Annotated in this window: 11 protein-coding genes and 1 pseudogene; 2 read left to right on the top strand and 10 right to left on the bottom strand. The window is 32.1% G+C overall.

Annotation, left to right across the window (positions count from 1 at the left end; all coding sequences use genetic code 11):
- Window positions 1-121: 121 nt before the first annotated feature.
- The gene (locus tag ACJROX_RS26900) at window positions 122-1,150 is read left to right on the top strand and encodes a LacI family DNA-binding transcriptional regulator (RefSeq protein ID WP_408008258.1); all 1,029 of its coding nucleotides are present in this window, start codon (window positions 122-124) and stop codon (window positions 1,148-1,150) included.
- 272 nt (window positions 1,151-1,422) lie between these two features.
- Window positions 1,423-1,863, top strand: a complete 441-nt coding sequence (locus ACJROX_RS26905) for an NUDIX hydrolase (protein ID WP_408008259.1) — start codon at window positions 1,423-1,425, stop codon at window positions 1,861-1,863.
- 65 nt (window positions 1,864-1,928) lie between these two features.
- On the opposite strand, the gene ACJROX_RS26910 is transcribed toward ACJROX_RS26905, so the two are convergent.
- The 10 genes and pseudogenes from ACJROX_RS26910 to ACJROX_RS26955 form a co-directional block, all read right to left on the bottom strand.
- Window positions 1,929-3,095, bottom strand: coding sequence for a nucleotide sugar dehydrogenase (locus ACJROX_RS26910; protein WP_408008260.1), 1,167 nt, complete (start codon window positions 3,093-3,095; stop codon window positions 1,929-1,931).
- A 113-nt stretch (window positions 3,096-3,208) separates the two neighbouring features.
- Window positions 3,209-4,292 (bottom strand): annotated as a pseudogene (gene wecB, locus ACJROX_RS26915) (non-hydrolyzing UDP-N-acetylglucosamine 2-epimerase).
- Window positions 4,293-4,349: 57 nt separating this feature from the next.
- Window positions 4,350-6,467 (bottom strand): bi-domain-containing oxidoreductase, encoded by a 2,118-nt coding sequence (locus ACJROX_RS26920; protein WP_408008261.1) that lies wholly within the window; start codon window positions 6,465-6,467, stop codon window positions 4,350-4,352.
- 44 nt (window positions 6,468-6,511) lie between these two features.
- Entirely contained in the window at window positions 6,512-7,849 is a 1,338-nt protein-coding gene (locus ACJROX_RS26925; RefSeq protein WP_408008262.1) for a hypothetical protein, read from the bottom strand.
- A gap of 49 nt (window positions 7,850-7,898) precedes the next feature.
- Complete coding sequence (locus ACJROX_RS26930) at window positions 7,899-9,044, bottom strand: glycosyltransferase (protein ID WP_408008263.1); 1,146 nt, start codon at window positions 9,042-9,044, stop codon at window positions 7,899-7,901.
- Window positions 9,045-9,255: 211 nt separating this feature from the next.
- Window positions 9,256-10,587, bottom strand: a complete 1,332-nt coding sequence (locus ACJROX_RS26935; protein WP_408008264.1) for an O-antigen polymerase — start codon at window positions 10,585-10,587, stop codon at window positions 9,256-9,258.
- Window positions 10,588-10,624: 37 nt separating this feature from the next.
- Window positions 10,625-11,206 carry an acyltransferase gene (locus tag ACJROX_RS26940; RefSeq protein ID WP_408008265.1) on the bottom strand — a complete coding sequence of 194 codons (582 nt, stop codon included), beginning with the start codon at window positions 11,204-11,206 and terminating at the stop codon, window positions 10,625-10,627.
- Window positions 11,207-11,221: 15 nt separating this feature from the next.
- A complete protein-coding gene (locus tag ACJROX_RS26945) occupies window positions 11,222-12,520 on the bottom strand; it encodes an oligosaccharide flippase family protein (protein ID WP_408008266.1) in 1,299 nt (432 codons plus the stop codon).
- 94 nt (window positions 12,521-12,614) lie between these two features.
- Entirely contained in the window at window positions 12,615-13,835 is a 1,221-nt protein-coding gene (locus tag ACJROX_RS26950) for a nucleotide sugar dehydrogenase (protein WP_408008267.1), read from the bottom strand.
- Between the two features lie 22 nt (window positions 13,836-13,857).
- Window positions 13,858-14,715, bottom strand: coding sequence for an NAD-dependent epimerase/dehydratase family protein (locus tag ACJROX_RS26955; protein ID WP_408008268.1), 858 nt, complete (start codon window positions 14,713-14,715; stop codon window positions 13,858-13,860).

The raw sequence follows: 14,715 nt of genomic DNA on the forward strand, positions 1-14,715 counted from the left end.
AAATCTATTAAATAATACATATACCTTGTATTTATCTATAACAACAAGTATATTATTTGTAACGTTACTATTAATTACTAACATGACAATTTTGCGATAGATTAAGAAAGGTTGAATTGATATGGCAAAAAAAGTGACCATGCAAGACATTGCCGATGTACTCAACATCTCTAAAAACTCCGTCTCACAGGCATTGAGCGGGAAACCGGGCGTAAGTGAAGAAACACGGAAGGAGGTATATAAGGTTGCGGATGATTTAGGTTATCGGTACACACCCAAAACCCCACAACCTGTAAAAGAGAAAAAAGCCACTGGCAATATCGCTTTGATTGCTTCCGATTTCGCCTTTTCAATGAAAAGTTTCTTTGGGGAGATTTATTTATCGATCGAAAAAGAGGTTCAGAAAAGGAATAAAAACCTGTTGATCCAATCTGTCAGCAGTCATGCGAGGGACCATTTGATTTTACCTTCCTTTATTGAAGACAAATCGGTCGATGGGGTCCTTGTACTTTCGCACATCAGTAATGAATACATCAACAAAGTGATCGAAACCGGTATTCCGACCGTGCTGATCGATCATCATCATCCGAGTATCGAAGCGGATGCGATTTTGACGAATAACCGCTTCGGTGCATACACTGCTGTCCAGCACTTGATCGAATTAGGGCATGAGGAGATCGCATACGTAGGAGATGTCGATTTTTCACCGAGTTATCAGGAGCGTCTGGAAGGGTACTTGCTTGCCTTGAAGGACTATGGAATCGAGCCGAAGAAGGAATTGATCTTCAATAACGCACCAGAAGAGGACCAAGTCATCAACAGCTATATTTCACAATTGGCAGAAAAGCCAACTGCCTGGTTTTGCGTAAACGATGGACTCGGTTACCTTGTGAACTCAGGTTTAAAGCTCAAAGGGATACAAGTCCCTGAACAGGCCTCTGTCTTCAGTTTTGATGACGGTCAGCTTTCCCGTCTATCCACACCACGGATCACAACAATGGCCATCGATCTGCCTCTCTTCGGGAAAAGAGCGCTTGACCAGTTGTTCTTGCGAATCGATCATCCTGAAGAGCCGTATCAGGAAACCCTCTTGCCAGCGAAGTTGATCAAAAGGGAATCCACAAGTCATGGTCCTAAACTTAAGGATTAGTTTGGTCAAAAAGGATCAAATCTATTTAATGTGTATAGCAGCATTTTATTTTGTAAAAAAGATGGAGTCGTAAATGACTCAAATAAAACTCTGGAAAAGCCTACAGAGCGTATCCCGAAAACTTTTTGGTGTACATGTAGAATCAGGATATCTTCTTTACTCTTTGTCATACATGGGAAAGAGAAGAGCAAAACTCATGGCCTTGCCAAAACTGGTCTAAAATAAATATAATAATAAGGAATTTAATAATTATTATAAAAAGAGGTTAAAAGATGGGCTATATAGAAAACATTCGAAAAGTTGTTGGTAATATGCCTATTATTTTAAATTCAGCTGGGATTATCCTTAAGGATTCAAATAATAAAGTTTTATTAGTTAACAGAGCAGATACAAATAATTGGGGGATTCCAGGTGGGTATATGGAACTTGGTGAAACCTTTGAACAAACTGTTGATAGGGAACTTTATGAAGAGTTAGGTATAAGATTAATAAACCTTTCTCTTATTCATATTTTTTCTGGGAAGGAATTTTATCATGAATACCCAAATGGTGATAAAGTATACAGTGTTATTGCCATTTATACTGCTGATAATTATGAAGGTAAAATTATTGTAGACAATTCAGAGGTGAAAGAAGCTATGTTCTTTAATTCACATAATTTACCTAAAGAATTAACATTAAATACAAGAAAGATATTAGAATACATATTATGATATTAGGTTATACCTACTAGCATTAGCAGGTATAACCTTTGTTTTGTAGCAAACTTTACTGTTAATTAATCCCTACTAAATAAATCTCTTGTATAGACCTTGTCCTTAACTTCATGTAACTCATCTGATAATCGATTAGCTACGATTATATTCGAAATTTTTTTAAATTCTTCAAAATCATTTATAACTCTAGAATTGTAAAACTCTTCCTCTTTAAGGGCAGGTTCATATACAACAACTTCAATACCTTTAGCTTTTATTCGCTTCATAACACCTTGGATAGCTGATTGTCTAAAGTTATCCGAGTCCATTTTCATAGTAAGTCTATAAATACCAACAATCTTGGGATTCTTCTTAATAATCATTTCGGCAATATGATCTTTTCTTGTTCTATTTGCGTCTACGATTGCTGTCATTATATTATTTGGAACGTCTTCGTAATTGGCTAATAGCTGTTTTGTATCTTTAGGTAAGCAGTAACCGCCATATCCAAAAGAAGGATTATTATAGTGGTTACCAATTCGTGGATCTAAGCCCACTCCATCAATAATTTGCTTACTGTCTAATCCTCTTACCTCTGAATAAGAATCGAGCTCATTAAAAAATGCGACTCTCATCGCAAGGTATGTGTTGGCAAATAGTTTAATAGCTTCCGCTTCTGTTGAATTGGTAAATAACACAGGGATATCATCCATAATAGCTCCTTGAACTAATAAGTCAGCAAACACTTTAGCCCTATTAGACTGTTCCCCAACAATTATACGTGAAGGATGTAAATTATCATATAAAGCCTTTCCTTCTCTTAAAAACTCTGGTGAGAAGATGATATTATCCGTTTCGAATTTTTCTTTTATTTTTTCTGTATAACCAACTGGGACTGTAGACTTGATTACCATTACCGCATCTGGATTAATAGATAGAATATTAGCGATAACCGCTTCAACAGTTCTAGTATTAAAATAGTTTTTCTCTGGATCATAATTCGTAGGTGTTGAAATGATTACAAAATCTGTATCTTTATAAGCTTTATAATTGTCAGTAGTTGCAGTTAGATTTAGTTCTTTTGTTGCTAAATATTCTTCGATCTCATTATCAATAATAGGAGACCTTTTATTGTTGATCATTTCTACTTTTTCTTGAATAATATCGAGTGCTATTACTTCATTATGTTGGGCTAGTAAAATTGCATTTGACAAGCCAACATAGCCTGTTCCAGCAATTGTTATTTTCATTTTCTTTACTTCCTTTTCGTTTATAGCTTTAGTGTTTTTCATAGTATTTTAAATAAGATTTTATGATCTATCTAGCTTTTAGATATCTTGAATTATAAGACGGAGTGCATTTCTTAATGTTCCAATACATCCGCTATCCTCTTACTAGCAAAACCATCACCATAGGGATTGCTGGCTTTACTCATTTTTTCATACTTAACCTGATCTTCAAGAAGTAGTTTAAATGTATTTTAAATATAATCTTCATTAGTCCCGACTAACTTTAAAGTTCCAGAAGCTACACCTTCAGGTCGCTCTGTGGTATCACGCATTACCAACACTGACTTACCTAGACTTGGAGCCTCCTCCTGAATACCCCCACTATTAGTCAATATCAAATATGCTCTAGAAAGAAAATTATGGAAATCCAAGACCTCCAAAGGCTCAATAATTTTAACTCTTTCGCAATTTCCTAGAATATCATTTGCTGCTTCCCTTACTAATGGGTTCATATGAATTGGGTATATTACTTTAATATCCGGATGCTCATCTATGATTCTTTTAATTGCTTTAAACATATTCCTCATTGGCGCCCCAAGATTCTCTCTTCTATGAGCAGTAATCATTATAAGTCTGCTATCATAAGCCCAGACAAGATGCGCGTGAGGATAATCTTCTCTAACGGTAGTTTTAAGTGCATCTATGGCAGTATTACCAGTTACATATATAGAAGATGAGTCTTTTCTCTTTAGAAATATCAGTTGGTGCAAAATTATTTTATACTTCGCTACAATGCCTACAGCTTGACGATTAAATTCTTCTGGATATGGTGAGTAGATATTATAAGTTCTTAAACCTGCCTCTACATGGCCAACCGGAATCTGCATGTAAAAACATGCTAAAGATGTTACAAAAGTTGTAGAAGTATCACCATGAACTAAAACTACGTCCGGCTTTACTTTCTTCTAATACAGATTTCATTTTTTCTAAAATATTTACCCTCACATCAAATAAGGTCTGTTTTGCTTTCATAATGGATAAGTCAAAATCCGAGACAACATCAAACACATTTAAAACTTAGTCTAACATTTCTCTATGCTGACCTGTAACGCAAACGATAGTGTCTAACTTTTCTCGTGTTTTCATTTCTTTAACCAAGGGGCACATTTTAATAGCTTCTGGCCTCGTTCCAAATACAACCATTACTTTTTTCTTCATTATATCTACCAACTTTATTTAAGAATTCACTATGAACAAGTTTCTTGTATTAAGAAATTACTCATTCCTTAGTTGTCTTGCAGCTTCCAAAGATGCTTCTGTAACTTCAAATATTTCTCCTAATTCAATTGGAGATTCACCATTTTTCACACCGTTAATAAAGGCCTTCATTTCATTAACGTGCCCTTTATCTTGTGATCTAAGTTTCATTTTTTTAAAGTTTGTCCAACCATAGCCAGTTAAACTTTTGAAGTTATCTAATGAAAGAATTTTACCATCTACAAATACTTCTAAACGTTCTTTTGGATAAGACTTATGACCATTTGCAAAATAATGTACTGTTCCGATTGAACCATCCCCAAATGTCATCGTTATAGTTGCTTTATCCTCGGTCACTTTTTGGGAACTATCACTAATTTTAATTGCATTAATATTTTCAATTCTGCTGCCTGCAATATATCGAAGTAAATCTATAAAATGACAAGCCTCTCCAATAATCCTTCCGCCACCTACAAGAGGATCTTGAGTCCAATGATCTGATGAAATATCTCCCGCATTAACCATCATTACCATTGTTTTCGGCTGGGTGGTAGTTCTCAACAATTCCTTCATTTTATCGATATGAGGAGCAAACCTCCTATTAAAACCTACCATTAAAATTTTATTACTGTAGTCAATTTTTTTTAGGCCCACTAATTCTTCTTTTGATAAACATAAAGGCTTTTCAACAAAAACATGCTTATTAGCTCTTAAGCTTCTAGAGACGTATTCCGCATGAGTATCATGTCTGGTAGTTATAACAACTGTATTTATTTTTGGATCATTAATGACCTCTTCACTATCAGTTGTTGTTTGTTCAAAGTTGAACCTTTTACCTACATGGACACCATTTACTCCTCCACTACTAACAATGGTTCTTAAATTTATATCTAGGTTCTTCATTGCCGGAAGCAATACTTGATTAGTGAAATTACCAGCCCCAATAACTCCAAGTTGAATCTTACTATCCTTCTCGATATTTCCGTTTCTCAAATTGACTGTTTTATTTACTCGGTCTGGTTCACCACTATCTGGGTAATGGAGTATTAACCCTATTACTTTTTTATCCTCACTTAATGTTTTATAAGCCTTTCCAGCATCTTTAATAGAATAAGTTTGTGAAATAAGGGGTTTGGTATCTATCTTTCCGTCTTTCATCATATTCAAAACAGCCTCAAAATTTCGTTGTTCTGTCCACCTAACAAATCCTAATGGGTAATCTTGTCCCTTTTCTTCGTAATTGGTATCATATCTACCAGGTCCATAAGAGCAAGAAACCTGAAAGGATAATTCTTTTTCATAGAACTCTGACCTCATTAATTCAAGCCCTGTAACACCAACTAATACAATTCTTCCTCTTTTTCGACACATATTTGCAGCTTGACTAACGGGTTCACTACTTTTCGCACTAGCAGTTATTAATACTCCATCTACCCCACGTCCATTGGTTACTTTGTTTGCATAATTTACAGGATTTAACCCTTCTGACAGGTTAATTGCGTCCGCACCAAAGGATTTTGCCAATTCTACTTTATTATTATCAAAATCAGTTGCTATTACATTACATCCATGTGCTTTTAAAAGCTGTACTGATAACAATCCTATCAAGCCCAAACCTATTACCACGAAGGTTTCACCTAATGTAGGATTTGCTAATCTTATACCTTGTAAACCAATTGACGACACAACTGTAAAGGCTGCCTCGTCATAATCGACTCCCTCTGGAATCTTGGCACACAAATTCTTAGGAGCACATACATATTCTGCATGTGAACCGTTTGATATAACTCTGTCCCCAACTTTAAATTCTTCAACATTTTTTCCAACTTCCACCACTATTCCCGCATTAGAATACCCTAGGGGAATAGGTTGATCAAGTTTTGTTTTTACAGCATTAATTGTTGGTTGAAGACCGTCAGTTTTAACTTTATCCAGAACTTGCTTTACTTTTTCCGGTTGTTGCTTAGCTTTCTGTAAATAGTTAGATTTACCAAAATCAACAAGCATTCTTTCAGTTCCAGCAGATACTACTGATGAAATTGATTTGATTAATACGTAGTTATCTTGACCTGCAGGCACTGGGATTGATTCTATAATAGTTTCACCTGTTTTTAAGCTTTGGAGTAATTGATACATAAAATTTCTGCCTTTTTCAGCAGTTCACCCTCTCTATCAAAACTTTATTTTATTAACAATGGTACCTTTCCTGCAGGAGACAAAACAGGGTTTGCTAATATTTGAAATTCAATTCTCATATCGATATTAGAGAAATCAAACTTACTTCTCCAATCAATACTTGTATTACTTTCCTCAGCCATTGGAGTTATTAGTATAGTTGCTACCCCAGATCTACTTTGCTTTACTTGTATAAACTTAGCATACCCAAATGCATCATGATGCCTTCCAAAAATCATTGCAGTTAGGCTAATGCTATGCCCTTTATTATCTATAATAAAATCCCCAATACGTCCTGACTCAATTTGAAATTCTTTAAGAATCCCATCGACTTTATTAATTGGGGTTATTAGGTCACCTGTATCATAGCGAATAAATGGTGATGCAGTATTATTATAAGATGTTCCAATAAGTCGATAACTTCCTTGTCCGTTAATTACCGCTTCAGTAAATCCGTATGTTTGCATAGGATTATAGCAATATTTTTTCTCTTTTTCGTATGCTAATACAGCCATTTCGCTATGCCCGTACCATGATAGGGTTGGTACACCTAAAACCTTCTCAATTTTATTTCTGTAAATTGGAGCTGGATATTCCGAACCAAGTAATACACCTTTTAAATTTTCCCTTATTTTTGTTATCATTTTTGGAGAATTCTTTTCAATATATTCTGAAAAGTTATATATAGAGCTGGGATATCCATGAATATAAGACACTTTTTTTTGGTTTAATAGTCTAGATAAATGGTTTATTAAATCGTTTAGATCAATATATGAATTTATAATATATTCATTATGGACAGGGTTATACTTATATGGCATATCCCCAAGGTTTTTACCTCTAAATATTAGCTTTAAATCTGTATGTTGATAGCCTAATTTTGACCAAATGGTATGCATATGACCCCATTCTCTAGCAAATGCCTTAGAATCTAAATAAAAATTTAAGGGTTGACCGGATGTTCCTCCAGTATTAACTAATAATCTACCTTTTTCTGATATTGAACGAGATTCAATACCATAATTTTGAAGTGTTTTCTTTGTAATAATTGGTACCCTTTCTATATCTTCAAAGGTTTTAAGTGACTCAATATAAAACTTATTTTTTTTATAAAAATCGCTATAAAATTTACTATTAAAATAAGAATAAGTAACTATTTTTTTGAATTTATCGAAAATATATTTTTTTTGTTCTGGAGGACTTAGTGTTTCAAAATATATAATGTCTTTTTTCGATTTTAAATACTGACTTCCTAATCTAAGAGAAAAAGGGACATAAACAAATTTACTACTTATTGGTTCAGGGATTTCTTCTACTACTTTTTTTAATCTCTTTAATACCATTAGACTCAACTCCTTTCTATTTAACATTAAAAATTACATAAGAACTTTATTAATCCTCAAAGATTAACATACTTTCTTCAATTAAATTTTGGTCGTAAACATAACTATTTGCATAATTAATAGCGTTGTTTGAATATACGCTAAATTCTGTATTATCCATAGCTGTAAATTTTTTAATTACACTAATATACTTAGAGGTGGATTCTAATGAAATACTACATCCTGCCTTGAGGTCATTAATCTTTCCCCATGGTGTTTGGTCACTTATTATAGGGACACATCCATTCGATAAGGATTCATATATAACATGTCCGTAATTTTCGCCTAGTGTGGGGAGTAAGAACACATGATTTGAACGGAATTTACCACTTACAAGATTATGTGAAATTGGACCATTATATTTAACTTTCACACTTGGTGGCATCTGCTCAATAATCATTTCACACTCTTTCCAATAACCTTTATCACTTATACCCCCATATATATTAAACTCTATATCCAAATCTTTTATTTCTTTTAACAAATTCAATGCAAATTTTAAGTTTTTCTTTGGAGTAATTCGTGACAGATAGATAATTTTTATTTTTCCTTTATCTTTATTAATTCTTTTCAGGTTATCATGATTATTTACCATTTTTGGCAAGTTAGACGCTATCTTCACACTGATATTTTCACCAAATATTTTTTTAATTTCTGCTTTTTCTAATTCGTTAGTTGCATGCCATATTATATTTTTATATAAACCTAATACTTTGGTAATATTTATAAAAAGTATTTTTTTTTTCCTTTTTAAGGAGAGTGCACCTTTACTTAACTCACCTCGTGGTGCTAACACTATTGGTTTGTTTATTATATTTAACTTCTTTAATATAAGCGGATAAATTGCATATTTCTTCGAGAAAAAACTATTTAAATAAAGTATATTATACTCAGTATTCTTTAACAGATTACTTATTACTTTCAAATCAAATTTATTTGGGCTATGATAATAAACATTTGCATTATCCACAAAATTCCATCCATCGACTTTAATTCCATCATAAGATCTTTCATCACCGATATCTCTATCCTTAGTAATTACTTTAAAGTCAAAATTCTCATCAAGATGTTCTACTAGATTAGCGATGGATTGTATAGGCCCTCCAGCTTTATAGCCTGGTAAGTAATAATTACTTAATATTAAAATTTTTTTCATTCTATCTCCCCACTAAGATTTAAATTTTATAAGTGCTTTCTAAGGAAACATTTTACAAAGATATTTAACCAACTTTTAAACTAATCCAACAAAATAGTATTTTATTAGATCTCGTTATCGTGCCAGTTTTCATACAAGGTATTATTCTTTGCCTCCTTAATAAATATTTATTACTGAGAAATAAAGTTCATATTTATCTTAGATTTGAACACTAGGGTTGCCTAATTTCTTCTTTTTTCATTCCAAAGAAAATTAAAGAGAATGTAAATAAAATAAAAACAAAAGTAAGTGCTTGCACAATTCTTAAATTACTTAATTGAAAGTTCAACAATATATGTCCATATAATAGGATTGAAAAGTAGCTATATCCGGAGACTTTCATGTAGTTATATGCTACCTTGTAAATAAACCCTAAAAGATACATACCTAAAGTTATACCAATAAACCAAAAATTCATATACATCGCTCCGAATGATTCTATTGGCCAAGAAGATGGAAACATTTCTTTAAAAGGGGTAGGTGGAATAACTGTTGATCCACCTGCTATAGTTCTTAAGTATACTCCATCATCTATTGGAGGTTTATGCTCATAAATTGAACTAGGGAGCGGTGCATATAATAAATCTAAATAGCTTTTTCCTAACCATATATTACTTATATTAAATTCATTTATTATTAACATATAGTGGCGAACATAACTAATTCCATTAAGTGAATTTGAAGCAGATTCTATTGAGTCTTCTATTAATAATGAGGGATGATTATTATATTTTTCTATTCCTCCCTCACTTCTTATTAAGGGCATAATTATTGCATAAAAAACAACTAAAACAACTACTATTATTGACTTTTTAGGTATTTTTTTAAATTCTTTATATCCATAATGTAGGACTAAAAAAACAAAGAATATAAGGTATACCGAATCTTTTCTAGCTCCAGTCATTGACTCTATAATTACTACAATTAGAATGGAAAGCAAAATAAAAAAATTTTTAAATCGAGTATTAAAAATTCCTTTCGAATAAGCTAACAATATAACAGAGAATGTCATTAATTGAGTTATACTACCTATATAACCATTCCCAGAAAGTATACTTGAACGTCTTTCTATATTAGATAATAAATAATTAAATCCACCGGAAGTTTGTATCATGTAAACAAAACCAAAAAAACCGATACAAAAAGATACAATAAAAGCAGTTCGGTACATTTTTTTTGTAATCTTCACTTTAAACCTGGGAAGTTTAACAGAAATTGTATTTGCAAACTTCGAATATATTCCCATAATAGTAAAAATATAAGCAATTGACTGTAATGCTACATACTTAGCTACCGTAATATCAACATTATTAATTTTATTTAAAACTAATTCACCTAATATACTATTGTCAAAATTCAATAATATTAAATATGGTATTATAGTAATAATATGCAAAAAACCAGTAATCATTATTGGGCTAAACAGCTCTCCACCATTTATTCTCCAATAAAGCATGGGTAATGAGAAAACTATAAATAATATGATAGATAAAAGTATAATCATAAAAGCACCACTTACTTTTTAATTTTAAGAAATAATATTATAGAGGTTTATCTTTAATATACTTAGCAGGATTGCCTGCAAATATGGAATTTCTAATAGTATTCTTGGTTAGAACTGCTCCTGACGCAACTATGGAACCCTCTTCTATTTTGTTAACACTTGGTAGTATAATAGCTTTTGACCCTATCCATGTGTTTTCTTCTATTACTAAAGGTATAGCTTTAGGGTTAGATCGTGGATTATATCCATGTGAATGTGTATAAATAATCGCTTGTTCAGAGATTAAAGTACCTTTTTTAATAATAATTCCACCTGCATGATCCAATATTACACCATTATTAACTTGTACCTGATCTTCTATTACTAATTCCCCTTCTTCAAGTTCACTCACAATAGAAACATCTTTACATATTAAACAATTACTTCCTACCCTCAATTTCTTAGGTTTTTCCACCCTAGTACCATATTGTATTAATGAATTTTTACCTATTTTTGCACCGGCTAATTTTAAGTTTGCAGTATAGCAAATACTAAGAAGTCTTAAAAAAAAGCCTCTTAGTATTCTATAATTCCCTATAATTAAACCACATCTTTTATATACAACTAATATTTTATTCAATAATGTTCCCCCTTTCTAATTCAAGTTATATTCTGTTTTGTTCTTTTGACTAATTATCTTTCCAACAAAATAGCAACTTATTAACAACCTTACTAAATAACCAATTATTAATGAATATGCTGCTCCTTCCAATTGCATAGAAGGAACTAATATATAGGCAGAAATAAATGTTGTTATCATACTAATCAACAGTATTGGTATTTGCAGCTTAAAATTCCTCGAGGCTATAATAGCCGTATTTAAAAAGCCAAATAAATACCATATACAACCAGCAACCATTATTATTATTAACAAACCTTTATATTCCTTATAAGTATCATTGTATAAAATAGATAATAAACTTCCTCCTAAAGTGAAACTAACGATTATCGCCATTGCACTTATTAATATACCTATAAAAGTAAGATTAAAGAGTAGCTTTTTAAAAGCAAGAATGTTATCTAAAAAATATTTCGAGAGCCTTGGTGTTGCAGAATGGCATAGGGCTACTATTACAGTATGAGCAATAATAATAATATAAGAAATAGCCACGAAGTAACCTAGACTTTCTTCTCCGTGATAGTAAGAAATCAAATACCTTGGAATGTTTGTATTTAATGAATCTATTGTTCCTGCTATTCCTAGTGGAATTGCAATTAACACAATATTTTTAGAAGTTGATAAATTAATTTTCGGTAAATACTCTTTACTTTTTATAATTCCATATGCTCTTTTTAAAAGGTTAATTGTTAATGGAATATCTACTAGAGCCAAGGAACTCAGCCAAATTAAAGAAAAAGCCATAATTGAAAAAACAATATTGTTTGTTAAATATAAGCATAACCATACCGCTAAGCAAGAAATAATACCTCTAATTATTTTGGATACTGAGATATATTTCATTTGCTCTAACTTTTGGAAATTCCCGTAAAAAACCTCACTAAAGGATTCTGCACTTTTAGCAATTCCCACAAATAAAACTAACATAGTAACTTGAAAAGAATAATTACTAAATAACAACAAAAAAAATATAATTACCCACGCAACCAAAACTGTTAATACTCTTAAACCAAGGTAATCTCTTAAAGCAAATTTGTCTTTTTGATCAGTAGCCTGAACAGAGCGTAAATTCATTTGCAAAAATAAAAAAATAGGTGCAGTTACTGCTAATGCTAAAGCATATTGTCCTAACATTTCAGCATCTCCTAATTTAGTGATAATAGAGATAATTACCCATTGGGTAAATGCATAAATTAGATTACCAAAGAGTGTCCAAGAAAAATTCCTTCTTATAGAAGGAACAGTCGATATTTTAGTCAAACTAACTTTCTCCATAATTTCACAATCCTCGTATTAAAGGTTGACTTTAATTTCACTAATTTAAACCATATTAAAATTTATACATAGTAATTTACAATAAACTATTTTGTTATAATTTATACACTCCATCAAAAACACATATATTTTTTGTATCAAGTACGAGCTTATCTTTTATGGCTTCCATATTATTTTTAATATGATCATGTCCCACCATTACTACAAGGATTTCTACCTCATTTAAAAAGTCTTCAAAGTTCATGAATTGATGATCGACAGTTCTTTCCTTAACAAATGGATCAAAAACTTTCACACCAAAAGCCAAGTGCTCATCCATTCTTTCTAATAATTGAAGAGTGGGACTCTCTCTTGTGTCATCAACATTTTCTTTATACGCCAAACCATATAAACCAACTTTTGAAATATCTTTTATATAATGCTCTCTCATGATATCTCTAATTCGACCCAATACATGTCTTGGCATTGAATCATTTATTTTTCGTGCAGTTAATATAAGGTTAGTTAAGTCTGGATAATCACCAACCAAGAACCATGGGTCAACTGAAATACAATGCCCACCAACACCGGGCCCCGGTTGTAATATATTAACTCGTGGATGCATATTCGCAATTCTAATAATTTCATAGACATCCATATTATCGGTACGACAGATTTTAGCTAATTCATTAGCAAATGCAATATTAATATCTCGATAGGTATTTTCTACTACCTTAGACATCTCCGCTGATCTAATATCCGTTACTACAATTTCTGCTTTACAGAAATTTGAATATAGCCCTTTAATCTTTTCACCTATTTCCTGGTTATCTGCCCCAATTGTTCTTGAGTTATGCTCAAGTTCATAGATCATATTTCCGGGAATTATTCTTTCTGGTGCATGTAATAGATGAACATCTTCTCCAATAACATATCCTCTTTTTTCTATTTCTGGGCGTATATATTTATCAGTGGTCCCTGGTGAAATTGTTGATTCAATAATTATTGCTGCACCTTTTTCACAAACATCTAAAACACTGTTTACTGCTGAAATAACATACTTTGGATCAAGTTTCTTGCTATCTTTAATGTAAGGTGTTGGAACAGCAATGATATAAGTGTGTGTTTTCTGATATTCTGTCGCAAATTCAATCCCATTAGAAATTGCTTCTTGGAATAATTTTTCTAATCCTTCTTCCTCAAAAGTAAGCTTACCTTCAGTTAGCAGGTTTACCAGATTTGCATTATAATCTGTTCCAACTATCTTTAACCCACTTTTTGCAAACATTAGCGCTGTGGGTAAACCAATATAGCCGAGTCCAATAATATTAATCATTTAAATACCTTCCTTTGGTCAGTTATCTTTCCGATACTTCAAGTTTTATTCCCTCTTCGAAGCTTAATGGATTATACCCTAAATCATTCTTTGCATCTTCATATGAGAAATCTTTGTTTTCATTAAGCCTTAGTACTTGTTCAGCTTTCAACTTGGGCTTTTTAGATACTTTTTCATACAGTTTTAACAAGTTATAGCTCACCTGTATTGGTATATGAATTCTAATTACCTTTTTACCAAGGGCCTTACCTGTAATATTAACAACCTCATTATAAGTAAGTGGTTTAGCGCCAGATACATTATAGGCTTTCTTAATACTTACGTTTTTTTCATAAGCATTTACAATAACATTTGCTAAATCTTTCACATATACTGGTTGTTGCAAATAAGTCCCTGAACCTAGTATTGGTAATACAGGTAATCTTTTCAAATACTTTACTAGCCTCCACATATTACGATCATCTGGAGTTCCATAAATCATAGTTGGGCGAATAATTGTGTAATCAAGTCCACTTTCTTTAATCAATTTCTCAGCCTCTAATCTAACTCCTTTGCTATCAGGGTTTAACTTGGTAAATATCCCAGTGGTACTTACAAAAACGGATCGTTTTACTCCCATCTCTTCACATGCATTTACTATATTGGGTGCATGTCCAAATCCGAGAGAAGCTATATTAATTAGTGCCTCTTTCCCCTTCAACGCCGTACAAATTGACATATAATCATCTAACTCACCATAAACATATTTAACATTTAATCGTTTGATTTTATCAAGATTACTAGTTTTTCTAACAAAACACGTAACTTCATGACCTCTTTTCACAAGTTCTTCCAGAACAAACTCTCCTAGAAAACCTGTAGCACCTGTAAGTAAAATCAT

The organism is Pseudalkalibacillus sp. A8 (assembly GCF_045920555.1).
GTDB lineage: Bacteria > Bacillota > Bacilli > Bacillales > Fictibacillaceae > Pseudalkalibacillus.